The following is a 22385-nucleotide window of genomic DNA, read 5'->3' as shown; positions in this document are numbered from 1 at the left end:
TCAGGTTGAACTGGAAGGAAACGCCACGCAGACTATGCGCCACTGACAGATTCACCGAACAAGGAAAGGGCATGGCCGAACGTGCTGAGAAAAAAACAGGTAAGCGCTCGCAGGCGGTCAGCGCGAAACGCGAAGCGATTCTGACAGCGGCATTAAATACGTTTTCACAATATGGCTTTCACGGCACCCGCATTGAACACATTGCCGAACAGGCCGGGGTGTCCAAAACCAATCTCCTGTATTACTACCCGTCAAAAGAGGCGCTCTATGTGGCCGTCCTGCGCCAGATTCTGGATATCTGGCTTGCACCTCTGAAAGCGTTTCGGGAAGATTTTGCGCCACTGGCCGCCATCAAAGAATACATCCGGCTGAAGCTGGAGGTGTCCCGTGACTACCCGCAGGCCTCGCGCCTTTTTTGCATGGAGATGCTGGCCGGTGCGCCGTTGTTAATGGATGAATTGACGGGCGATCTGAAAATGCTGATTGATGAAAAGTCTGCACTGATTGCCGGGTGGGTGAAGAGTGGCAAACTGGCGCCGATCGACCCGCACCATTTGATCTTCATGATTTGGGCTTCAACACAGCATTACGCCGACTTTGCGCCTCAGGTTGAGGCGGTGACGGGCGCAACGCTGCGTGATGAAGCCTTTTTTAATCAGACGGTTGAAAACGTTCAGCGCATGATTATCGAGGGGATCCGCGTCCGTTAATTGGCTGGTGGCAGCGGGCAGCTCATATCGCCTTCTTCACACTGTAGCAAAGAGGCAAGAAACGCTTCACGTTCGGCGGTTTTATCCGCCAGGCACTGACTGGCGATCATCGCCTGGGCGCTTCCACCTTCGGTGCCGGAACTGATGAGCGCACAGTCGGCATCACGCACGGCGATCCACGCCGTTTGCGCCTTTTTCAGCAGTTCACGCTGCGGCGGGGCCGCGCGTTTCAGCGCATTCTGGTATGTCTCATTCAGTTCTTTGTCTGCCGTCTTGTATTGCGCGGCGGCACAGGTGTTCATCTCGGTTTGTGTGTTGGCATTCGCGCAATCATCGGCCAGCGCCTGAGCGCTAAGCAGGAGTGCTGCGCAGGTGAGTAGTATTCGTTTCATCATTCCCTCTGGATGTAAAAAGGCCCCGTTTCCGGAGCCTTAATTAACCACAGCCTTAGCCAATTGTCATCAGGCTTGCGTTACCTCCTGCGGCGGCCGTGTTCACGCTTAACGAACGTTCGACGTACAGCCTTTCCAGCAGAATATTGCTTTCCCCGCGGGCAAAACCTTGCACCGAAACAATCGCGCCGTCGCGGGCAGCAACCGCTTCACACAAGGCGCGAAGCTGATCGGAATCACCGTGGAAGATCACCGCATCAAACGCCTGCGTCGTCAGACCGTCGGTTTTCGCAAACGTAATGCGGGCGGAAACCGCTGCCGGCAAACGTTTTGCCAGCTCACGGTGGAAGGCATCGTCCGGCCACAAAATCAGACTACCGACCGAGGTGACGGCGGCAAGTTGCACCAGCGCGTCCTGCTCATCATCGGCAATACAGAGCACGCGCTCACGTGGTAACAGCGTCCAGGTGTTACGTTCTCCGGTAGGGCCTGGCAACAGACGCTGGGTACCGGCCTGCGCCAGTTCGCCAAACTGCTGGCAGAGATGGCGCAACGCAGGACGATCGGCGGCCCACTCACTCAGTGCTTCCAGCGGCTGGATAAGTGCGGCTTTGAGCTGGGCATCCACCGGGTAATCCGCATCCTGACGCGCCAGGGTAATGGACAGCGCATTTTCCGGACGGTTGGCGAGCAGACGGTAGAGATAGAGCGGACCACCGGCTTTCGGCCCGGTCCCCGACAGCCCCTCACCGCCGAACGGCTGAACGCCGACGACCGCCCCCACCATATTACGGTTAACGTACAGGTTGCCTACGTGCGCCGAACCGGTAACCTGGGCGATAGTCTCATCAATGCGGGTGTGAACGCCCAGCGTCAGACCGTAGCCGGAGGCGTTAATCTGCGCAATCAGCGCGTCCAGATTATTGCGGTTGTAACGTACAACGTGCAGAACCGGACCGAAGACCTCTTTTTGCAACTCGTCAATGCTTTCCAGCTCGATAAGCGTTGGCGCCACGAAGGTACCGCTCTGCCATTCACGGACATCTTCACTGTTTTCACGCGCCGCCTGGAACACAGGGCGACCTTTCGCACGCATGGACTGGATATGTTGCTCAATATTGGCTTTGGCTTCACTGTCGATAACCGGACCGATGTCGGTGGTCAGTCGCCCTGGATTGCCCATCCGACATTCAGCCATCGCGCCACGCAGCATTTTCAGCGTGTGGTCAGCGATATCATCCTGCAGACAGAGTATACGCAGTGCGGAGCAGCGCTGCCCGGCGCTGTCAAACGCCGAGGACAGCACATCGACCACCACCTGTTCGGTGAGGGCAGACGAGTCAACGATCATCGCGTTCATGCCGCCCGTTTCGGCGATCAGCGGAATCGGACGCCCCTGTGCATCCAGTCGCGTGGCAATATTGCGTTGCAGCAGCGTCGCCACTTCGGTCGAACCGGTAAACATCACACCACGTACGCGGCTGTCGGAGGTCAGTTGCGCACCCACCGTTTCGCCGCGTCCCGGCAGCAGTTGCACCACGCCCGGCGGTATACCCGCTTCCAGCAAGATTGCAATGCCCTGGGCTGCGATAAGGGGAGTCTGTTCCGCCGGTTTTGCCAGCACGCTGTTGCCTGCCGCCAGCGCGGCGGCAATTTGTCCGCTGAAGATTGCCAGCGGGAAGTTCCACGGGCTGATGCAGACCACCGGGCCGAGCGGACGGTGAGTCTCATTATCAAAATCGTCACGTACCTGACCGGCGTAATAGTGCAGGAAGTCCACCGCTTCACGCACTTCGGCAATGGCGTTAGCGAAGCTCTTACCGGCCTCGCGTACCAGAATGCCGATCAGTTGTTGCATCTGGCCTTCCATCAACACGGCTGCGCGATGGAGGATGGCGGCACGCTCTTGCGGCGGCGTCGCAAACCAGATTGGAGCGTTGTTCACCGCATTTTGTAGTGCCTGTTCCACTTCGGCTTCACTGGCTTCGCGGACAAAGCCAACGATGTCTTTCGGCTCTGCCGGGTTGATGACCGGGCTCATTTCACCCTCGGCTACCGGTGTTTCGAGCATCGGCAACGCCCGCCATTTTTGCAGCGCGCTGTTGAGCAGGGCAGAGGAGAGTGAGGCCAGACGATGTTCGTTGGAAAGATCCAGCCCCGCAGAGTTTTCGCGCCCTTTGCCGTACAGATCGCGCGGCAGCGGAATTTTCGGATGCGGCAGACCGGTCTGACCTTCCTGTTGTGCCAGCTTTTCGACGGCTTCGACCGGATCGGCCACCAGTTCGTCCAGCGGCAGCGTGGTATCCGCAATCCGGTTAACAAAGGAGGTGTTGGCGCCGTTTTCCAGCAGACGACGCACCAGATACGCCAGCAGCGTTTCATGGGTGCCAACCGGCGCATAAATGCGGCACGGACGATTCAGTTTGCCATCCGCCACTTTCCCCGTCACCTGCTCATACAGCGGTTCGCCCATCCCGTGCAGACACTGGAACTCATATTGTCCCGGATAGTAATTCTGCCCGGCCAGTTGATAAATAGCCGCCAGCGTATGGGCGTTGTGAGTTGCAAATTGCGGGTAGATCAGATTCGGCACGGCGAGCAGTTTTTTCGCACAGGCGAGATAAGAGACATCGGTGTAGACCTTGCGCGTGTAAACCGGATAGCCTTCCAGACCGTCCATCTGGGCGCGTTTGATCTCGCTATCCCAGTAGGCGCCTTTGACCAGACGGATCATCAGACGACGACGGCTACGGGTGGCAAGATCAATCAGATAATCAATGACGAACGGGCAGCGTTTCTGGTATGCCTGAATGACGAAACCAATCCCGTTCCAGCCGGCCAGTTCCGGCTCGAAACACAGTTTTTCCAGCAGATCGAGGGAGATCTCCAGACGGTCGGCCTCTTCGGCATCGATATTGATGCCGATATCATACTGGCGCGCCAGCAGCGTCAGCGATTTCAGACGTGGGTAAAGTTCTTCCATCACCCGATCGTACTGGGCGCGGCTGTAGCGAGGGTGCAAAGCGGAGAGCTTGATTGAAATCCCCGGCCCTTCATAGATCCCGCGTCCGTTCGACGCTTTGCCAATCGCGTGAATCGCCTGCTGATAGGAGACCATATAGGCCTGCGCATCGGCTGCGGTCAGCGCCGCTTCACCCAGCATATCGTAGGAGTAGCGGAAGCCTTTTTCTTCCAGCTTACGGGCATTCGCCAGCGCTTCGGCAATGGTTTCTCCGGTGACGAACTGTTCGCCCATCAGGCGCATTGCCATATCGACGCCTTTACGGATCAGCGGTTCGCCGCTCTTGCCGATAATGCGGTTCAGCGAACGCGAAAGACTGGCTTCGTTATGGGTCGAGACCAGACGACCGGTAAACAGCAGGCCCCAGGTTGCCGCGTTGACGAACAGCGACGGACTGCGACCGATGTGCGATTGCCAGTTGCCGTTGCTGATTTTGTCGCGGATTAAGGCATCGCGGGTCGCTTTATCCGGAATACGCAGCAGCGCTTCCGCCAGACACATCAGCGCCACGCCTTCCTGTGAGGAGAGAGAGAACTCCTGCAACAGCCCCTGCACCATACCGGCGCGGCCGCTGGCTGATTTCTGATTACGCAGTTTATCCGCTAACTGGTATGCCAGTTTATGAGCCTGTTCAGCCACCGGTTGTGGCAGACGTGCCTGCTCCATCAGCATCGAAACCGCGTCCGTTTCAGAGCGGCGGTATGCGGCAGTGATGGCAGAACGCGAGACGGACTGAGGGAGGATCTGCTCGGCAAATTCCAGGAAAGGCTGATGGATCTCTTCCTGCGGCGCCGTGGACTCATCGCCTTCGTTGGCGGCGCCAGCTAATAGCGCAGGAAGTTCAGGCAATGCGTCATCGTTTTCCAGCTTTTCCAGGTAATTAAAGATTGCCTGCTTTATCAACCAGTGCGGAGTGCGATCAATACGTGTTGCCGCTGACTTAATCCGCTCGCGCGTGGCGTCGTCCAGTTTAACCCCCATCGTGGTGGTTCCCATGCCTTCTGCTCCTGTTGTTCAGTGAGGTACTGCTTATCGTTATCGAGAAATATCCACTATGTTGCAACTTTGTGCAACCACGTTAAATGTGACCTGTATAACAAGCTTAAAAATGAATGAAATGTTAATAAAAGAAAGATGTATGACGTTGGGAAAAATAATAACGCTATCTTTTTCTCTGCGGCAGTTAACACTTTTAAAAGGTGCAACCGCGAAAAATGTGAGAGAGTGCAACCTGCCAGAAAATAGTGTTCATCTGCATTTAAATTTGATGTAAATGATGTGTTAAATCGATTGTGAATAAACCGCGCTTCCGGCAGGATACGGTCGCCCGGGAAATACAACATGCTTTGCCACGTTCCGGCAGAGCAATAAAACAGAAGAGTCTGGAGATTTTATGGCAATTAGCACACCGATGCTGGTGACGTTTTGTGTCTATATTTTTGGCATGATACTGATTGGTTTTATCGCCTGGCGTTCAACCAAGAACTTTGATGATTATATTTTGGGGGGCCGCAGTCTCGGGCCATTTGTCACCGCATTATCTGCGGGTGCGTCGGATATGAGCGGCTGGCTGCTGATGGGCTTACCGGGCGCGATTTTCATTTCCGGGATTTCAGAAAGCTGGATTGCCATCGGCCTGACGTTAGGGGCGTGGATCAACTGGAAGCTGGTGGCCGGGCGTCTTCGTGTGCACACCGAGCATAATAATAATGCCCTGACGCTGCCGGACTACTTCACCGGCCGCTTTGAAGACAAGAGCCGGGTTCTGCGCATTATCTCCGCGCTGGTGATTCTGCTTTTCTTCACCATTTACTGTGCATCCGGCATTGTGGCCGGGGCGCGTCTGTTTGAAAGCACCTTTGGCATGAGCTACGAAACCGCACTATGGGCAGGCGCGGCAGCGACCATCCTTTATACCTTTATTGGCGGGTTCCTGGCGGTGAGCTGGACGGATACTGTGCAGGCCAGCCTGATGATTTTTGCGCTGATCCTCACGCCGGTAATCGTCATCATCAGCGTCGGGGGCTTTGGCGACTCGCTGGAAGTTATCAAGCAGAAGAGCATTGAGAACGTCGACATGCTTAAGGGGCTGAACTTCGTCGCCATCATTTCCCTGATGGGCTGGGGGCTGGGCTACTTTGGTCAGCCGCATATTCTGGCGCGCTTTATGGCGGCGGATTCCCACCACAGTATCGTTCATGCTCGTCGTATCAGCATGACCTGGATGATCCTCTGTCTGGCAGGCGCGGTGGCGGTTGGTTTCTTCGGCATCGCTTACTTTAACAACAATCCGGCGCTGGCGGGTTCAGTGAATCAAAACGCGGAGCGCGTGTTTATCGAACTGGCGCAAATCCTGTTTAACCCGTGGATTGCCGGTATCCTGCTGTCTGCGATTCTCGCGGCGGTCATGTCGACGCTGAGCTGTCAGTTGCTGGTGTGCTCAAGCGCGATTACCGAGGATCTGTACAAAGCGTTCCTGCGTAAAGGTGCCAGCCAGCAGGAGCTGGTCTGGGTAGGGCGCATTATGGTGCTGGTGGTCGCGCTGGTGGCGATTGCTCTGGCGGCGAACCCGGATAACCGGGTACTGGGTCTGGTGAGCTACGCCTGGGCTGGATTTGGCGCCGCGTTTGGCCCGGTGGTACTGTTTTCTGTGATGTGGTCGCGCATGACCCGCAACGGCGCACTGGCCGGGATGATTATCGGTGCCGTGACGGTAATCGTCTGGAAACATTTCGGTTGGCTGGATCTGTACGAAATCATTCCGGGCTTTATCTTCGGCAGCGTCGGAATCGTCGTCTTCAGTCTGTTGGGTAAAGCGCCATCATCGGCGATGCTCAAACGCTTTGCTGAGGCGGACGCGCACTATCATTCCGCACCACCGTCACGTTTGCAGGAAGGCTAACGCCTCAATTCACTGACGAATCAGGCCCGCTTCGTGCGGGCCTTTTTGTTTTTTTCAGCCATCGCTTCGTGCAATAACCATTAACCCGCTAAGTGTTTACATTCTGACATCATTATCATTACATTCTGCTTGAGTTTTCTTTTGCCGTAATGATAATCACTATCACTGTAATTTACCTTTCTTTGCATCAGTTGACTAAGAATAACGTTTAAGGGTGTCTGGCATGTTTGTTCCGTTTCTAATTATGTTGCGTGAAGGGCTGGAAGCCGCGCTGATAGTCAGCCTGATTGCCAGCTATCTGAAGCGTACCCAACGAGGCCGTTGGATTGGCGTTATGTGGATTGGTGTCTTTCTGGCGGCGGCGCTGTGCCTGGCATTAGGCGTTTTCATTAATGAAACCACCGGCGAGTTTCCGCAGAAGGAGCAAGAGCTGTTCGAAGGTATCGTCGCGGTCATTGCCGTGGTGATCCTCACCTGGATGGTGTTCTGGATGCGTAAAGTGTCACGTAACGTCAAAGTACAACTGGAGCAGGCCGTCGACAGCGCGTTACAGCGCGGCAATCATCACGGCTGGGCGCTGATCATGATGGTTTTTTTCGCCGTAGCACGTGAAGGGCTGGAATCGGTCTTTTTCCTGCTGGCGGCCTTTCAACAGGACGTCGGGATCTGGCCGCCGGTTGGGGCCATGCTGGGACTGGCGACGGCGGTGGTTCTCGGTTTCTTACTCTACTGGGGCGGTATTCGCCTCAATCTGGGCGCGTTCTTTAAGTGGACCAGCCTGTTTATTTTGCTGGTGGCGGCAGGCCTTGCCGCGGGGGCAATTCGCGCCTTCCATGAGGCGGGACTGTGGAACCACTTTCAGGATGTGGCGTTAGATATGAGCGCCACTCTTTCGACGCACTCGCTGTTTGGTACTCTGATGGAAGGCATTTTTGGTTACCAGGAAGCTCCAAGCGTCAGTGAGGTTGCGGTCTGGTTTATCTACTTAATACCCGCGCTGGTGGTATTTGCATTGCCACCGCGTACAAGCACAACCGCGTCACGCACCGCACCTTAACGCTTTGCGACGCAGACGTTTACTTATAGTTACAACATACTTATTTAAAGGGATGGTCATGACGAATCACTTTCGCCGTAGTGCGCTGCTGCCTGGCATGGCTGCGCTGTTTGCTTCTGCTTTTACTGCCCATGCTGCGGATATCCCGCAGGTTAATGTCACAGTAACCGATAAACAATGCGAGCCGATGAGCATTACGGTTAATGCCGGCAAAACGCAGTTCATCATTCAAAACCACAGTCAGAAAGCGCTGGAATGGGAGATCCTGAAAGGCGTGATGGTGGTTGAAGAGCGCGAAAACATCGCGCCGGGATTCAGCCAGAAGATGACCGCCAATCTGCAACCGGGTGAATATGACATGACCTGCGGCCTGCTGACTAACCCGAAAGGGAAGTTGATTGTTAAGGGCAACGCAACGGCCGATGCCGCGCAGAGTGACGCCTTATTGAGCCTGGGCAGTGCCATTACCGACTATAAAGCCTATGTGACCGAAGAGACCGCGCAACTGGTGGCGGGAACCAAAGCCTTCACCGCTGCCATTAAAGCGGGCGATCTGGAGAAAGCGAAGTCACTGTATGCGCCAACCCGTCAGCATTACGAGCGTATTGAGCCAATTGCCGAATTGTTCTCCGATCTCGACGGCAGCATCGATGCCCGTGAGGACGACTACGAACAAAAAGCCGCCGACCCGAAATTTACCGGCTTCCACCGTCTGGAAAAAGCGCTGTTCGGTGATAACTCCACCAAAGGGATGGAGAAGTATGCCGATCAACTTAACAGCGACGTGCTGGATCTGCAAAAACGCATCAGTGAACTGGCATTCCCGCCGTCCAAAGTAGTGGGCGGAGCGGCTGGACTGATCGAAGAGGTCGCAGCCAGCAAAATCAGCGGTGAAGAAGACCGCTACAGCCATACCGATCTGTGGGATTTCCAGGCGAACGTTGACGGCGCGCAAAAGATAGTAGACCTGCTGCGTCCGCAACTGCAAAAAGAGAACAGCGAGCTCTTAGCGAAAGTGGATGCGAACTTCAAAAAAGTGGACGCTATCCTCGCCAAATATCGCACCAAAGACGGTTTTGAGACTTACGATAAACTGACCGATGCGGACCGCAATGCGCTGAAAGGGCCGATTACAACGCTGGCGGAAGATCTGGCGCAATTACGCGGTGTACTGGGTCTGGATTAAGCACTATGCAGCATGATGATAAAAACGGCGTGAGCGAACCGTCACGCCGACGTTTGTTGAAAGGAATGGGCGCGCTCGGTGGCGCGCTGGCACTGTCCGGCGGTTGCCCTGTCGCCCACGCGCAAAAGCCACAAAGCGCGCCGGGAACGCTGTCGCCGGATGCCCGCAGCGAAACGCAGCCTTTTTATGGCCCTCATCAGGCGGGGATTTTGACACCGCAACAGGCCGCAATGATGCTGGTGGCGTTTGACGTACTGGCGTCCGATAAAAGTGAGCTCGAACGCTTATTCCGTCTGCTTACGGCACGTATCGCCTTCCTGACTACCGGCGGACCAGCGCCGGAAACGCCAAATCCGCGCTTACCGCCGATGGATTCCGGGATCCTCGGCGCCTTCATCGCGCCGGATAACCTGACCATGACGTTGTCGGTGGGGCATTCGCTGTTTGATGAGCGCTTTGGATTACAGGCGCAGAAGCCAAAGGCGTTGCAAAAAATGACCCGTTTTCCTAACGATTCACTGGATGCGGCGTTATGTCACGGTGACGTGTTATTGCAGATTTGCGCTAACACCCAGGACACGGTGATCCACGCTCTGCGCGATATCATCAAACATACACCGGATTTGCTGAGCGTACGCTGGAAGCGAGAAGGGTTTATCTCCGACCATGCGGCGCGCAGTAAAGGCAAAGAGACCCCGGTCAATTTACTGGGTTTCAAAGACGGGACGGCGAACCCCGACAGCAGCGATGAAAAGTTGATGCAGGATGTGGTGTGGGTGACGGCAGAGCAGGGGGAACCGGCGTGGGCCATTGGCGGATCTTATCAGGCCGTACGTCTGATTCAGTTTCGCGTCGAATTCTGGGACCGCACGCCGCTCAAAGAGCAGCAAACCATTTTCGGCCGCGATAAGCACACCGGCGCCCCGTTGGGGATGCAGCACGAGCATGATGTGCCAGATTACGCCAGCGACCCGGACGGCAACGTCATTGCGCTGGATAGCCACATCCGTCTGGCCAATCCTCGCACCGAACAGACGCAGTCGAGCCTGATGATGCGCCGTGGCTACAGCTATTCGCTTGGCGTAACCAATTCCGGACAACTCGATATGGGATTACTGTTTGTCTGCTATCAACATGACCTGGAAAAAGGGTTTCTGACGGTGCAGAAGCGATTGAATGGTGAAGCGCTGGAAGAATACGTTAAGCCGATCGGCGGTGGCTATTTCTTCGCACTCCCGGGTGTTAAGCAGGCCGATCGTTATCTGGGGCAGTCTCTGCTTGAAGCCTGACAGCATTACCCCGTCTGCGGGCGGGGGCGTGTTGTGTCTCACGCTGATGAAAATATTCTTTTTTTATATGATCCGTTTTTTGAAATAATTTTGTAGTATTTCCGTAAGAGACTGTTGCCAGCAGGAAATGAGAATTTAGTTAACGCCAGGTGAAAATATTGTTGCGTTATTGCTAAGTTCTGATGTAATTATACGTAATAGCGGTAGTTCCCGGCTGTGATGTTCATTCACTATGGAGATCGCGAATGGTAAAGTCCTCTTGTGGACTCGTTTCTGATAGACGTTGCAGTTCCAGGCGCGGAAGTCTCTCCTCCGGTTGTACCCGTGTCACCGCAAAATTCCTCACCCTTTCCCGACCTATTCCAGATACTGATGCCCTGTTCGGTGCGCGTAGCCGCGTATGGCGTCTTTTCAACCGGCAAGATATGGCTTACAAGGGAGCCACTCCTCGGATGTTTGTGCGCATAATCGCGCTGTCAGCAGCGCGTGTAATGAATACCAACAACTCAAGGTGCTATCCATGGGAAGACAAAAAGCAGTGATCAAAGCTCGTCGTGAAGCAAAACGTGTGCTGAGACGGGACTCGCGCAGTCATAAACAGCGTGAAGAAGAATCGGTCACCTCGCTTGTGCAGATGAGTGGCGTAGAAGCGATTGGCATGGCGCGCGACAGTCGCGACACCACCCCAATCATGGCGCGTAATGAAGCTCAATCGCACTACCTGAATGCTATCGAGAGTAAACAACTGATTTTCGCTACGGGCGAAGCCGGGTGCGGCAAAACCTGGATCAGTGCGGCAAAAGCAGCAGAGGCCCTGATACATAAAGATGTCGACCGGATCATTGTCACCCGTCCTGTTCTGCAGGCCGATGAAGATCTGGGATTCTTACCTGGGGATGTCTCGGAGAAGTTTGCCCCGTATTTCCGGCCGGTTTATGACGTGCTGGTAAAACGACTCGGTGCATCTTTTATGCAATATTGCCTGCGACCTGAAATCGGTAAGGTGGAAATCGCGCCGTTCGCCTATATGCGCGGACGTACATTTGAAAATGCAGTGGTCATTCTTGACGAGGCTCAGAACGTCACTGCTGCGCAAATGAAGATGTTTTTGACGCGCCTCGGGGAGAATGTGACGGTTATCGTGAATGGGGACATCACCCAGTGCGATTTACCCTCTCATGTTCAGTCAGGGCTCAGTGACGCGCTGGCCCGCTTTAAAGAAGACGAGATGATAGGCATTGTCCGCTTCAGTAAAGATGATTGTGTTCGCTCGGCGCTCTGCCAGCGGACGCTGAATGCGTATAGCTAAGTTAGCCACATTTTCGCTCAGAGCCCGGGACGACCGGGCTTTGTTTTTTTAGACGAATGTTGCCGGATGGCGGTGGGGGCGTTAACTCGCTGCGCTCGCCCTGCGGGCAGCCCGTTCACTGCGTTCGCGGTCCGTCCAACGGGCTGCGCCCGTTGTCGAACCCCGGTCGGGGATTCTCATCCCCCCATTGGGGAATATAAAAGAAAAGAGCCGATACATAAGTACCGGCTCTCATCTGAAATATGGCGGTGAGGGGGGGATTCGAACCCCCGATACGTTGCCGTATACACACTTTCCAGGCGTGCTCCTTCAGCCACTCGGACACCTCACCATATTGTTGTTCCGCAATAACTGGAACGGGCGCTAATTTAGGGAAATACACCGCCTGCGTCAATTAACTTTTCTAAAAAATCGTGCATTTACACAAACTTCAAACAACCTGTCGCTTAATTAAGCGGAAAACGCTTTTTTTGCCAGCGCCCGTGAATTTGCTATGCTGATGATCCCTTTGAAAACGATGATAATAAGTGCGCAAAATTCCGCACAACAACCCGCAGGAGTCAATATGGATATCATTTTCTATCACCCTACGTTTGATACCCCCTGGTGGATTAACGCTCTGGAAAAAGCCCTTCCCGGTGCGAAAGTTCGCGAGTGGAAAGAGGGCGATAACGATCCGGCAGATTATGCGCTGGTCTGGCATCCGCCGGTAGAGATGCTGGAAGGCCGCAAACTGAAGGCGGTGTTTGCGCTAGGCGCGGGTGTGGATTCGATCCTGAGTAAACTGAAAGCCCATCCCTCTATGCTTGATATTTCCGTGCCGCTCTTTCGGCTGGAAGATACCGGCATGGGCCTGCAAATGCAGGAGTACGCGGTCAGCCAGGTGTTGCACTGGTTCCGTCGTTTTGATGATTACCAGGCGCAAAAAAATGAAAGCCAGTGGCAGTCGCTACCGGAATATACGCGCGAGGAATTTACCGTGGGGATTATGGGTGCGGGCGTGTTGGGGGCAAAAGTGGCTGAAAGCCTGCAGCCCTGGGGCTTTCCGTTACGCTGCTGGAGTCGCAGCCGCAAGTCCTGGCCGGGCGTTGAGAGTTTTGCCGGTACGCAAGAGTTGGACGCATTTCTGAGTCAGACTCGCGTGCTCATAAACCTGCTGCCCAATACGGCGGAGACGGTCGGCATTATCAATGGCGAACGGCTTGAGCAACTGCAGGACGGCGCGTATCTGCTCAATCTTGCACGGGGTGTTCACGTCAATGAAGATGATTTGCTGGCTGCGTTGAACAGCGGAAAACTAAAAGGCGCGATGCTGGATGTCTTCAGCCGCGAACCGCTGCCAGCGGATAGCCCACTGTGGAAACATCCTCGCGTGGCAATGACGCCGCACATTGCGGCAGTCACACGTCCTGCAGAAGCTGTTGCCTATATATCCCGCACCATTTCACATCTTGAAAACGGTGAAGCGGTGACAGGGCAGGTTGATCGTCAACGCGGTTACTGATCCCCACCCGGCCTCTGCCGGGTTTCGACTAATAAACGCTGGCGATTCCTGCTATCCTTGTCGAAAAATGACTACAGGAGAGAAACATGTATCCCGTTGACCTGCACATGCATACCGTCGCCAGTACCCACGCCTATAGCACCCTGAGCGATTACATCGCGCAAGCGAAACGCCAGGGGCTAAAACTGTTTGCGATTACCGATCATGGCCCGGACATGGCGGATGCGCCTCACCACTGGCATTTCATTAATATGCGGATCTGGCCGCGCGTGGTGGATGGCGTCGGGATCCTGCGAGGCATTGAAGCCAACATCAAAAATATCGAAGGTGAAATTGACTGTACCGGTCCGATGCTCACTTCACTGGATCTGATTATCGCGGGCTTCCATGAACCGGTTTTTGCCCCTCACGATGAAGCCACCAACACGCAGGCGATGATTGCCACCATGGCGAGCGGCGTTGTGCATATCATTAGCCACCCCGGCAACCCGAAATATCCTGTTGATATCACCGCGATTGCCCAGGCCGCGGCGAAATACAATGTTGCGCTGGAGATTAATAACTCTTCCTTCCTTCATTCACGCAAAGGCAGTGAAGCAAACTGTCGCGCGGTGGCGGCAGCGGTGCGCGATGCGGGCGGCTGGGTGGCGCTGGGTTCAGATTCCCATACCGCCTTTACGATGGGGGATTTTAGCGAGTGCCTGAAAATCCTCGAGGCGGTGAACTTCCCGGAAGATCGAATTTTAAACGTGACGCCGAAACGACTACTCAATTTTCTCGAATCGCGCGGCATGCCGACGATCCCTGAATTTGCTGAACTTTAATCACTACGAGCTGGAATATTTGATGAACGAGTTTTCTATCCTGTGCCGCGTCCTGGGATCGCTATATTACCGCCAACCGCAGGATCCTTTATTGGTTCCGCTCTTTACCCTGATTCGCGAAGGTAAACTCCCGGCAAGCTGGCCGCTCGAGCAGGATGAACTGTTGGGGCGTCTACAGAAAAGCTGCGATATGGCTCAACTGGCGGCAGATTACAATGCGTTGTTCGTCGGCGCGGAGTGCGCGGTGCCACCGTATCGCAGCGCGTGGGTAGAAGGGGCGACAGAATCAGAGGTGCGGACGTTCCTCTCCGCACGCGGAATGCCGCTTGCCGACACACCTGCCGATCATATTGGTACGTTGTTGCTGGCAGCATCCTGGCTGGAAGATCAGTCGACAGAAGATGAAAGCGAGGCGCTGGAAACCCTGTTCGCGGATTACATCCTTCCCTGGTGTGACACCTTTCTCGGCAAAGTTGAAGCGCATGCCACGACGCCTTTCTGGCGGACAATGGCACCGCTAACACGCGATTCTATTGGCGCGATGTGGGACGAACTGGAAGAAGAGACAGATGCCTGAATGTGATTCAAATCACATTGCAATGCAACGTGAGTGATTCATTGCATAAATTGTGTGCGTGATCTCATTCACATTGCGCTTTTCTGCTATCATTCGCAGCATGAACATACTTCTTTCCATAGCAATCACAACGGGCATTCTCTCCGGTCTCTGGGGATGGGTGGCCGTCTCTCTTGGCTTACTGAGTTGGGCTGGGTTTTTAGGCTGTACTGCCTATTTCGCCTGTCCGCAGGGTGGGTTAAAGGGGTTGGCCATTTCGGCCTCCACGCTGTTGAGCGGCGTGGTGTGGGCGTTGGTCATTATTTACGGAAGTGCGCTGACGCCACATCTGGAACTGGTGGGGTATGTGATCACCGGCATTGTGGCCTTTCTGATGTGTATTCAGGCAAAGCAAGTTTTATTGTCATTTGTGCCTGGCACCTTTATTGGTGCATGTGCGACGTTTGCCGGACAAGGGGACTGGAAACTGGTTCTGCCTTCTCTGGCGGTCGGTTTGCTCTTTGGCTATGCCATGAAAAACAGCGGCCTGTGGCTGGCGGCACGACGAGAAAGACAAAGCACGCGAACGGTCGCGGAAAACAAAAAAGCGTGAGGTAATCCTCACGCTTTTTTTTATCCTGATGATCAGGATTCCGGTGGTACCGACATATGGCGGTATTTCACCAGGATGTCGTTCTGGCGATCGGTGGTATTCTGCAAATCCCACAGCCCTCTGTCGATACCATCATTGATGAGGAAGATGACGCCCGTTTCAATAGCGGACATCAGGCACAACATCACCGGTTCGTTGGAGGTGTAGCCAATTTCACCTTCCAGCAGTCTCTGGTAATCAATAAAGCGGAACACGCCTGCCTGCACTTCATAAGACAGAATGGTTTTACTGGTGTTGACCGAGGAGAGGATCTCACCGGTGCTGACGTTGACTACGCGCAGGTTCACCGCAATCTGGTCAAGCTGGTACTGCGTGTCGGCGCCAATACCGAAGTAACGGGCACCGACCCCGCCGGATTTCACGTTACTTTCATAACCAATAATCGACCCTTCAACCATGATGTTCGCCGCCGTCAGCGACTGCAACGGAATACGGTTGTTGATGGCGACGGTCCCGTTTTCCTGGGCGGCACGAATGATTTTTCGCTCGTTAAGCAGGTTCTGCAGTCCCTGACGCTCCAGTGGGATAAACCAGCGGGAATCTTTCAGGGCCGTGACCAGCATCGCGGTAGCGCTTTGTGGGACAGCTGTCGAGAAGTTACTGGCCGGATAAGGTTTAAACTGTCCGGTTTCATCCTGAATGTTATACACCGAGACAAAAATTTTGCCCGTTGGCATCGGTAAATGCGTTAAGTCCTTATAACTTTGCGCACGGGGCATTAATGTCGGTTTCGCGGCTTGTTTTGGCGGTGCGGTTAAGCATCCGCTCAGTAAAATAACGGCGACGAATATAAGTAAGCGCTGCATGATGATTGTCCTTACGTTGCGGTGCTTAAAAATCGGTGGATTGCGACTGTAAACCCGACACTTCTATCGTCGATGTTTTCCCCGTTTTCCTGTCCGTCACATTGAGCTGTAACTGACCATCCCGGTTAGCAATATCAACAATGAAATCATTGGTCACCATCCTGCCAGGTTTCCCCGTGTTAATATTGGTCAACAGCCCACCTAATATTTGCGATTGAATAGCCTGAGTGAAGTTATCCAACGCGGAGGGAGTTTCAATTCCGAAATCGTCGTCATAACTGGGATCTTTATACGAGTTTTGCGCCTGGGCGCTATTCAGTAAAAAAGAACCGTTATTGGGGTTTCCACCAAAGTTGGGATTACGGAACTGGAAAGTCATATTTCCGGCCCAACTTAATGGCGAAATAAGCATGAGTACTACTACTGCATGTTTGACACGCATTACAGCCTCCGGACAAAAATCACTCTTTAGAATTCGTCATGCGTTAAATCGCCGGTGCTCAATAGTGTTTGATCTATTTGTCGACGGTTTAAAGCGTCCTCGGTTTGTGCCAGCGCAAAGCCAACAGTTTTCTCGAAGTCTCTTTTCGTTGGAAATAAAAAAGTCTGGAATATAACGTCCTGATTAACCGTTATGGTGATCCAACTTCCCCAACGTGCACTGGGCCGCTCATTGATAGTCAGATTGCCTGGATATTCACTTTCCCATTTGTCGCTAAATGCACGATAAAAATCATGCCCGATAGACGAAACCGTGTGGTCAGTTAAGAGTCCAGGAACTTCAACTTCTACTGCCTGCGTCGTGCCGGCAGCCAGCAGAAACTGTGCTGCTACAAGCCAGGTTAAATAGCATTTCATGGCGTTATCGCCTGAGGTTGTCATTGGCCCACGAAACCGCCTGGGTACGGTTTTTAACGGCTATCTTTTTGAAAAGATTATAAAGATGCGTCTTAACCGTATTTTCACTGATAAACAGTGAGCGCGCGATTTCGATATTAGAGGCGCCGATACGCAGTTTATTCAGAATCTCTTTTTCACGATGAGTCAGGAGGGCAGACTCCGTGCTGTTATAGCGGTAATTGCCTGAGTGTGTGATCAGATAACTGGCCAGTTTCTGTGAGAAGTAACATTCTCCCCGCAGGATCCCCTGTAAACCGTTTACGACACGTTCTTCGTCATCCGCTACGTAAAAAACGCCATTGATATGCGGCCAGTTTTCAATATCCCGATAGGGATAATCATCGGGAGTATTCAACAATAACGTCTTTAAATTGTTGTTTTTCCGACTCAAGTTATCCTGCCAGTAATGGATGAGCTTTTTATCCGCTTCCATCATATCGACTAAAACAATGCAGCTGGAGGATATATCATCCAGAGAACGTTGAATATTATGCAGTTTTCCGGTGAGAGCCAGTGATTGTTTTAAATGCTGCAATAATGCTGTGGCTTGCAGGGATGGTTTAGTGATCAACAATAAAGTATGACCATGAATACTATGGACTTCATTAAACATGATGAAACCCCACTTTTTTAGTCGCACATCTGACAGTTGCCTGCAGAAATGAGGCACCAGAAGTACTGACAGATGTTGCACTGCTGTGTGTAGATAATAAGAATCAGCCCGAACGGGTCAAAATATTAATACAAATGAACTACAACTGATTTCAATCTAGCCATTACAAATCTTAAAGCAAGTGTTAAACATGTAACAAGATGTAAAAATATATATTAATTTGTTATTCTCAGGCTTTTTTTTAGTTTTTATTTGATAGGAAAGTTGTACATCTATCCGTTATTGCACAGATTTAAAAAATCATACAAATTATATTAACTATTTGAATAAAAATAGCTAAATGAAAATTCCGCTAACGATTGCGTTGCTTAAAAATTGCTGCATGATGACTTCCATCGGCGTTGTGCATTTTGGTGACGAAAAAAGTGGTGCTTGTCACGACTTGGTCCATTTCCTCTTCTCAGGCTGCGCAACTGAGCCTGGAAAGCCCACTGTACAGTGGCTGACTGACGGCGCACATATGTATCAACCCTTGACATGAAGAAAATAAAATAAGCGTAAATAACAGCATATTCCCGCCCTGTTTAGTACTTTGGTGTGAGCAAAAATATAAAAATACCACTGGCGGGTGAGTTATTTAAAATGTTTCCGCAGACATACTCTTCATCGTAACGCGGCGTTAACAAATTACGTTCTGCGTTAACAACGAAATTGATGAAAAAGTTATTTTCTCAATGTACATCCAGGTCCAGGGTGACAACATGAAAAACAAATTGTTATTTATGATGTTAACAGTACTGGGTGCGCCTGGGATTGTTTCCGCAACAAGTTATGATCTGGCGAATTCAGAATATAACTTCGCGGTAAATGAATTAAGCAAGTCTTCATTTAATCAGGCAGCCATTATTGGTCAAGTTGGTACTAATAATAGTGCAAAAATACGCCAGGACGGCTCAAAACTTTTGTCGGTTGTTTCTCAAGAAGGTGGAAGCAACCGGGCCAAAGTTGACCAATCAGGAGTTTATAACTTTGCGTATATTGCTCAGTCGGGTAATTCCAATGATGCCAGTATATCGCAAAGTAATTATGGTAATACTGCGATGATTATCCAGAAAGGCTCTGGAAATAAAGCAAATATTACTCAGTATGGTACGCAGAAAACAGCAGTTGTAGTGCAGAGACAGTCGCAAATGGCAATTCGCGTAACTCAACGCTAATACATTGACGACGCTTAAATCAATCCGATGGGGGTTTACCATGAAACTTTTACAAGTGGCAGCATTTGCAGCAATCGTGGTTTCTGGCAGTGCTCTGGCTGGTGCAGTTCCACAATGGGGCGGCGGTGGTGGCGGTGGCGGCGGAAGCAGCTCCGGCCCGGAATCGACCCTGAGTATTTATCAGTCAGGGGTCAACAACGCCGCGCTTGCGCTGCAAAGCGACGCTCGTAAATCCGATACGACCATTCATCAGAATGGCTTTGGTAACGGCGCTGACGTGGGCCAGGGCGCAGATAATAGCACCATCGATCTGACTCAAAGCGGCTTCCAGAACAATGCCACCATCGATCAGTGGAACGGCAAAAACTCGGACATTACTGTGAGCCAGTATGGTGGACATAACGGCGCGTTGGTAAACCAGACTGCGTCTGATTCCAGCGTTCTGGTGCATCAGGTTGGTTTTGGCAACAACGCCACGGCTAACCAGTACTGATTCAGTTAATGTGCTGAATATAAACAGGGCGAAAGCCCTGTTTTTTTTCGGGGGGCATCATGAATACTTTTTTACTCCTTGTGGCGCTTTCTAATCAGATAACCTTCGCGACAACCCAGCAAGGTGACATTTATACCATTACCCCGCAGGTCACTCTGACGCAACCCTGTGTGTGCCAGATTCAGATTTTAGCCCTTCGCGAAGGCGTCGCGGGGCAAAGTCAGTCACGACAGAAAAAGACCCTATCCCTGCCTGCTAATCAGGCCATTGATTTGACCAGACTCAGTTTAAATATCTCAGCACAAGACACCGTCAAAATCGTGGTGACGGTTTCTGACGGTGAGTCGCTGCATTTATCACAACAATGGCCGCCCTCTGCGAAATCGTCATAACGGACTGATAATTTGTGCGTTGATGCTGGCAGAAGCGAGGCAGCTGAACTATGAATAGAGTGACGCAGAATGCGTGACTCCCGGGCTCAGTCGCCGTCAGGGAAAACACTGTCCCTCAAGGATGAATGTTCATTGAGGAAACCTTATGTCGTTATCTGTCGCGCGTAAAACAAGCGTTCCGCTTCTTCGTCTTCTTCTCCTCATTTCATTCACCCCGATGGCGCAAGCGAGCGGGCAGGGTGGGGTCATTCATTTCTCAGGGCAAATTGTTGAGCCTCCCTGTGAGATCAATCACGTTCAACAGCATATAGCGATGTCGTGTGATAATGAGGGGCACACGCAGACCCGCAATTATTCAACGCAGGAGTTGCAAAAGGCGCCAGAGCACTTTAAACAAATCGCTGCAGTCAACCTGCGTTATCTCGACGAAAAGAAAAAACTGGCGGTGATAAACATCGATTACCGCTAAAACGGCAGGTCAGACAAATAGATGAAAAAAGCGATTTCAGGATATCCCCTGCTGTACACTTACAGAATAGAGTGACGTAAGGAGGTACTATGGAATCGCGTATTCATGTTATCCAGGGGGATATCACCACCGTTCCGGTCGATGTGATCGTCAATGCCGCAAACTCGTCATTGATGGGCGGCGGCGGGGTTGACGGCGCTATCCACCGCGCAGCGGGTCCTGCCTTACTGGAAGCCTGCATGAAGGTCAGACAGCAGCAGGGCGAGTGTCCGACGGGTCATGCGGTGGTAACGCTTGCCGGTAACCTTCCCGCCAAAGCGGTCATCCATACTGTCGGCCCTGTCTGGCGTGGCGGCGAGCATAACGAAGCGCAACTGCTACAGGATGCGTATTTCAATAGCCTGAATCTGGCGCTGGCCAATGGCTACAGGTCTATTGCCTTTCCGGCAATCAGTACTGGGGTTTATGGCTATCCGCGAGCGGCAGCCGCTGAAATTGCGCTAAAGACCGTTTCGGAATTTATTACCCGCCGCGCTTTGCCTGAACAGATATACTTTGTCTGTTATGACGATGAAACAGCCCGACTTTACCAGCGTTTACTTACCCAGCAAGGCGATGAATGAGCTGACCCGGCTCGCTCGCGCCACCCGTCCGCTGTGCGAAAATCATCCCGGAGAATGCGGGATCCTTGCACTGGATGACAGTCTTGACGCCTTTGCCGCCCGCTACCGTCTGGCGGAAATGGCGGAGCACTCGCTGGATATTCAGTACTATATCTGGGAAGACGACATGTCCGGCCGTCTGTTGTTCTCCGCTCTGCTGGCGGCGGCAAAGCGGGGCGTCCATGTGCGCCTGCTGCTTGATGACAACAATACGCCGGGGCTCGATGACATTCTGCAACTGCTCGACGCCCATCCCAACATTGAAGTTCGCCTGTTTAATCCCTTCTCTTTTCGCATGCTACGGATGCTCGGTTATCTGACTGATTTCGCCAGGCTCAATCGGCGCATGCATAACAAAAGCTATACCGTAGACGGTGTCATCACGCTGGTGGGCGGGCGAAACATTGGTGATGCCTATTTCGGTGCCGGTGAGGAGCCGCTGTTCTCTGATCTGGACGTCATGGCGATAGGACCCGTGGTCAGGGAGGTGGCGGAGGATTTTGAACGCTACTGGCATTGTGCCTCGGTCTCGACGTTGAAGTCGGTACTGGCGTTGTCGGAACAAGAGATCAGCGAGCGCATCGAGTTACCCGACGCGTGGTACAACGACCCCATCACCCGGCGATACCAGCATAAACTGCAAACCAGCCCGTTTATGACTCATCTCGAACGCGGTGCGCTGCCGCTTATCTGGGCGAAGACCCGGCTGTTGAGTGACGATCCTTCCAAAGGCGAAGGGAAAGCGCAGCGCCACTCTTTACTGCCACAACGACTGTTTGACGTAATGGGATCGCCGACGGAGCGGATTGACATTATCTCTGCCTATTTTGTCCCGACCCGGGCAGGTGTCGCGCAGTTGCTGAAACTGGTGCGTAAAGGTGTCAAAATTGCGATCCTCACTAACTCATTAGCGGCCAATGATGTCGCGGTGGTGCATGCCGGCTACGCGCGCTGGCGCAAAAAATTACTCCGTTATGGTGTCGAACTCTATGAACTGAAGCCCACGCGTGAACGCCAGGTGGTACTGCATGACAGGGGGATTACAGGGAATTCTGGCTCCAGTTTGCATGCCAAAACGTTCAGTATTGACGGGCGGAAGGTGTTTATTGGTTCACTTAATTTTGATCCTCGCTCTACGTTGCTGAACACAGAAATGGGCTTTGTGATCGAAAGCGAGACGCTGGCGACGCTTATCCACCGACGCTTCACCGAGAGTCAGCGCGATGCGGCCTGGCAACTGCAACTCGATCGCTGGGGGCGAATTAACTGGGTGGATCGCCAACAGGACGACGTGCAGGTGCTAAAAAAAGAACCCGCCACAGGATTCTGGAAGCGGGTTCTGGTGCGACTGGCAACATTACTGCCGGTTGAATGGCTGCTTTAGTGTTAACCAGCCACCTTTGTACTTT

22 protein-coding genes and 1 tRNA gene are annotated in these 22385 nt (G+C 52.8%); 16 read left to right on the top strand and 7 right to left on the bottom strand.

The window, feature by feature from the left end:
- Nucleotides 1-71 precede the first annotated feature (71 nt).
- Entirely contained in the window at nt 72-710 is a 639-nt protein-coding gene (gene rutR, locus QNN88_RS07710; protein WP_414239688.1) for an HTH-type transcriptional regulator RutR, read from the top strand.
- On the opposite strand, the gene QNN88_RS07705 is transcribed toward rutR, so the two are convergent.
- Together QNN88_RS07705 and putA are read right to left on the bottom strand one after the other, a co-directional pair.
- Entirely contained in the window at nt 707-1102 is a 396-nt protein-coding gene (locus QNN88_RS07705; RefSeq protein WP_414239808.1) for a lysozyme inhibitor LprI family protein, read from the bottom strand. The genes rutR and QNN88_RS07705 overlap by 4 nt on opposite strands.
- 55 nt (nt 1103-1157) lie before the next feature.
- Nucleotides 1158-5120: a trifunctional transcriptional regulator/proline dehydrogenase/L-glutamate gamma-semialdehyde dehydrogenase gene (gene putA / locus QNN88_RS07700; protein ID WP_414239687.1), complete on the bottom strand. Its 3963-nt coding sequence runs from the start codon at nt 5118-5120 to the stop codon at nt 1158-1160.
- A 397-nt stretch (nt 5121-5517) separates the two neighbouring features.
- Here putA and putP point away from each other — a divergent pair, with 397 nt between their 5' ends.
- From putP to phoH, 5 genes are all read left to right on the top strand, one after another.
- Entirely contained in the window at nt 5518-7026 is a 1509-nt protein-coding gene (putP, locus tag QNN88_RS07695) for a sodium/proline symporter PutP (RefSeq protein WP_414239686.1), read from the top strand.
- A 223-nt stretch (nt 7027-7249) separates the two neighbouring features.
- The gene (efeU, locus tag QNN88_RS07690; RefSeq protein WP_414239685.1) at nt 7250-8083 is read left to right on the top strand and encodes an iron uptake transporter permease EfeU; all 834 of its coding nucleotides are present in this window, start codon (nt 7250-7252) and stop codon (nt 8081-8083) included.
- Nucleotides 8084-8141: 58 nt separating this feature from the next.
- The gene (efeO, locus tag QNN88_RS07685; RefSeq protein WP_414239684.1) at nt 8142-9269 is read left to right on the top strand and encodes an iron uptake system protein EfeO; all 1128 of its coding nucleotides are present in this window, start codon (nt 8142-8144) and stop codon (nt 9267-9269) included.
- Between the two features lie 5 nt (nt 9270-9274).
- Nucleotides 9275-10558: an iron uptake transporter deferrochelatase/peroxidase subunit gene (efeB, locus tag QNN88_RS07680; protein ID WP_414239683.1), complete on the top strand. Its 1284-nt coding sequence runs from the start codon at nt 9275-9277 to the stop codon at nt 10556-10558.
- A 520-nt stretch (nt 10559-11078) separates the two neighbouring features.
- Entirely contained in the window at nt 11079-11867 is a 789-nt protein-coding gene (gene phoH, locus QNN88_RS07675) for a phosphate starvation-inducible protein PhoH (protein ID WP_414239682.1), read from the top strand.
- 243 nt (nt 11868-12110) lie between these two features.
- Here phoH and QNN88_RS07670 read toward each other — a convergent pair.
- Nucleotides 12111-12198 (bottom strand) — tRNA-Ser (locus QNN88_RS07670).
- 234 nt (nt 12199-12432) lie between these two features.
- Here QNN88_RS07670 and ghrA point away from each other — a divergent pair.
- From ghrA to QNN88_RS07650, 4 genes are all read left to right on the top strand, one after another.
- Nucleotides 12433-13371 carry a glyoxylate/hydroxypyruvate reductase GhrA gene (ghrA, locus tag QNN88_RS07665; protein ID WP_414239681.1) on the top strand — a complete coding sequence of 313 codons (939 nt, stop codon included), beginning with the start codon at nt 12433-12435 and terminating at the stop codon, nt 13369-13371.
- A gap of 86 nt (nt 13372-13457) precedes the next feature.
- Complete coding sequence (locus tag QNN88_RS07660; protein ID WP_414239680.1) at nt 13458-14195, top strand: phosphatase; 738 nt, start codon at nt 13458-13460, stop codon at nt 14193-14195.
- Between the two features lie 22 nt (nt 14196-14217).
- On the top strand, nt 14218-14772 hold the full coding sequence (locus tag QNN88_RS07655; RefSeq protein ID WP_414239679.1) for a molecular chaperone: 555 nt from the start codon (nt 14218-14220) through the stop codon (nt 14770-14772).
- A 100-nt stretch (nt 14773-14872) separates the two neighbouring features.
- Nucleotides 14873-15364 carry a DUF1097 domain-containing protein gene (locus QNN88_RS07650; RefSeq protein WP_414239678.1) on the top strand — a complete coding sequence of 164 codons (492 nt, stop codon included), beginning with the start codon at nt 14873-14875 and terminating at the stop codon, nt 15362-15364.
- 32 nt (nt 15365-15396) lie between these two features.
- Here the strand turns inward: QNN88_RS07650 and csgG are convergent, their stop codons facing one another.
- The 4 genes from csgG to csgD are packed head-to-tail and all read right to left on the bottom strand — an operon-like array spanning nt 15397 to nt 17743.
- Nucleotides 15397-16230 (bottom strand): curli production assembly/transport protein CsgG, encoded by an 834-nt coding sequence (gene csgG, locus QNN88_RS07645; protein WP_414239677.1) that lies wholly within the window; start codon nt 16228-16230, stop codon nt 15397-15399.
- Between the two features lie 25 nt (nt 16231-16255).
- Nucleotides 16256-16672 (bottom strand): curli production assembly/transport protein CsgF, encoded by a 417-nt coding sequence (csgF, locus tag QNN88_RS07640; protein WP_414239676.1) that lies wholly within the window; start codon nt 16670-16672, stop codon nt 16256-16258.
- 26 nt (nt 16673-16698) lie between these two features.
- Nucleotides 16699-17088 carry a curli production assembly/transport protein CsgE gene (csgE, locus tag QNN88_RS07635; protein ID WP_414239675.1) on the bottom strand — a complete coding sequence of 130 codons (390 nt, stop codon included), beginning with the start codon at nt 17086-17088 and terminating at the stop codon, nt 16699-16701.
- Between the two features lie 4 nt (nt 17089-17092).
- A complete protein-coding gene (gene csgD / locus QNN88_RS07630) occupies nt 17093-17743 on the bottom strand; it encodes a biofilm master transcriptional regulator CsgD (RefSeq protein WP_414239674.1) in 651 nt (216 codons plus the stop codon).
- Nucleotides 17744-18504: 761 nt separating this feature from the next.
- Between csgD and csgB the strand changes: the two genes are divergently transcribed.
- The 6 genes from csgB (at nt 18505) to QNN88_RS07600 (ending at nt 22360) form a co-directional block, all read left to right on the top strand.
- Complete coding sequence (gene csgB, locus QNN88_RS07625; protein WP_414239673.1) at nt 18505-18960, top strand: curli minor subunit CsgB; 456 nt, start codon at nt 18505-18507, stop codon at nt 18958-18960.
- A 40-nt stretch (nt 18961-19000) separates the two neighbouring features.
- The gene (gene csgA / locus QNN88_RS07620) at nt 19001-19453 is read left to right on the top strand and encodes a curli major subunit CsgA (protein WP_414239672.1); all 453 of its coding nucleotides are present in this window, start codon (nt 19001-19003) and stop codon (nt 19451-19453) included.
- 59 nt (nt 19454-19512) lie between these two features.
- Entirely contained in the window at nt 19513-19845 is a 333-nt protein-coding gene (gene csgC / locus QNN88_RS07615) for a curli assembly chaperone CsgC (RefSeq protein WP_414239671.1), read from the top strand.
- 145 nt (nt 19846-19990) lie between these two features.
- Nucleotides 19991-20314 carry a type 1 fimbrial protein gene (locus QNN88_RS07610; RefSeq protein WP_414239670.1) on the top strand — a complete coding sequence of 108 codons (324 nt, stop codon included), beginning with the start codon at nt 19991-19993 and terminating at the stop codon, nt 20312-20314.
- An 89-nt stretch (nt 20315-20403) separates the two neighbouring features.
- The gene (ymdB, locus tag QNN88_RS07605; protein ID WP_414239669.1) at nt 20404-20937 is read left to right on the top strand and encodes an O-acetyl-ADP-ribose deacetylase; all 534 of its coding nucleotides are present in this window, start codon (nt 20404-20406) and stop codon (nt 20935-20937) included.
- Nucleotides 20879-22360: a phospholipase D family protein gene (locus QNN88_RS07600; RefSeq protein ID WP_414239668.1), complete on the top strand. Its 1482-nt coding sequence runs from the start codon at nt 20879-20881 to the stop codon at nt 22358-22360. Before ymdB ends, QNN88_RS07600 begins: the two co-directional genes overlap by 59 nt.
- Nucleotides 22361-22385 lie beyond the last annotated feature (25 nt).

Origin of the sequence: Citrobacter sp. ANG330, from assembly GCF_047467925.1 — a bacterium.
Classification (GTDB): Bacteria; Pseudomonadota; Gammaproteobacteria; order Enterobacterales; family Enterobacteriaceae; genus Citrobacter_A; species Citrobacter_A amalonaticus_G.
Note: the sequence above shows the minus strand (reverse complement) of the source record. Positions and strands in the feature narration are given on the sequence as shown.

What these genes read in the sequence shown, in the direction of transcription:
- efeB (WP_414239683.1), top strand. Translation starts at nt 9,275, where the DNA reads ATGCAGCATGATGATAAAAACGGCGTGAGCGAACCGTCACGCCGACGT.
- QNN88_RS07610 (WP_414239670.1), top strand. Translation starts at nt 19,991, where the DNA reads ATGTCGTTATCTGTCGCGCGTAAAACAAGCGTTCCGCTTCTTCGTCTT.
- efeU (WP_414239685.1), top strand. Translation starts at nt 7,250, where the DNA reads ATGTTTGTTCCGTTTCTAATTATGTTGCGTGAAGGGCTGGAAGCCGCG.
- QNN88_RS07650 (WP_414239678.1), top strand. Translation starts at nt 14,873, where the DNA reads ATGAACATACTTCTTTCCATAGCAATCACAACGGGCATTCTCTCCGGT.
- QNN88_RS07660 (WP_414239680.1), top strand. Translation starts at nt 13,458, where the DNA reads ATGTATCCCGTTGACCTGCACATGCATACCGTCGCCAGTACCCACGCC.
- phoH (WP_414239682.1), top strand. Translation starts at nt 11,079, where the DNA reads ATGGGAAGACAAAAAGCAGTGATCAAAGCTCGTCGTGAAGCAAAACGT.
- csgB (WP_414239673.1), top strand. Translation starts at nt 18,505, where the DNA reads ATGAAAAACAAATTGTTATTTATGATGTTAACAGTACTGGGTGCGCCT.
- csgA (WP_414239672.1), top strand. Translation starts at nt 19,001, where the DNA reads ATGAAACTTTTACAAGTGGCAGCATTTGCAGCAATCGTGGTTTCTGGC.
- putP (WP_414239686.1), top strand. Translation starts at nt 5,518, where the DNA reads ATGGCAATTAGCACACCGATGCTGGTGACGTTTTGTGTCTATATTTTT.
- QNN88_RS07705 (WP_414239808.1), bottom strand. Translation starts at nt 1,102, where the DNA reads ATGAAACGAATACTACTCACCTGCGCAGCACTCCTGCTTAGCGCTCAG.
- csgE (WP_414239675.1), bottom strand. Translation starts at nt 17,088, where the DNA reads ATGAAATGCTATTTAACCTGGCTTGTAGCAGCACAGTTTCTGCTGGCT.
- QNN88_RS07655 (WP_414239679.1), top strand. Translation starts at nt 14,218, where the DNA reads ATGAACGAGTTTTCTATCCTGTGCCGCGTCCTGGGATCGCTATATTAC.
- rutR (WP_414239688.1), top strand. Translation starts at nt 72, where the DNA reads ATGGCCGAACGTGCTGAGAAAAAAACAGGTAAGCGCTCGCAGGCGGTC.
- csgF (WP_414239676.1), bottom strand. Translation starts at nt 16,672, where the DNA reads ATGCGTGTCAAACATGCAGTAGTAGTACTCATGCTTATTTCGCCATTA.
- csgG (WP_414239677.1), bottom strand. Translation starts at nt 16,230, where the DNA reads ATGCAGCGCTTACTTATATTCGTCGCCGTTATTTTACTGAGCGGATGC.
- ymdB (WP_414239669.1), top strand. Translation starts at nt 20,404, where the DNA reads ATGGAATCGCGTATTCATGTTATCCAGGGGGATATCACCACCGTTCCG.
- ghrA (WP_414239681.1), top strand. Translation starts at nt 12,433, where the DNA reads ATGGATATCATTTTCTATCACCCTACGTTTGATACCCCCTGGTGGATT.
- putA (WP_414239687.1), bottom strand. Translation starts at nt 5,120, where the DNA reads ATGGGAACCACCACGATGGGGGTTAAACTGGACGACGCCACGCGCGAG.
- QNN88_RS07600 (WP_414239668.1), top strand. Translation starts at nt 20,879, where the DNA reads ATGACGATGAAACAGCCCGACTTTACCAGCGTTTACTTACCCAGCAAG.
- csgC (WP_414239671.1), top strand. Translation starts at nt 19,513, where the DNA reads ATGAATACTTTTTTACTCCTTGTGGCGCTTTCTAATCAGATAACCTTC.
- csgD (WP_414239674.1), bottom strand. Translation starts at nt 17,743, where the DNA reads ATGTTTAATGAAGTCCATAGTATTCATGGTCATACTTTATTGTTGATC.
- efeO (WP_414239684.1), top strand. Translation starts at nt 8,142, where the DNA reads ATGACGAATCACTTTCGCCGTAGTGCGCTGCTGCCTGGCATGGCTGCG.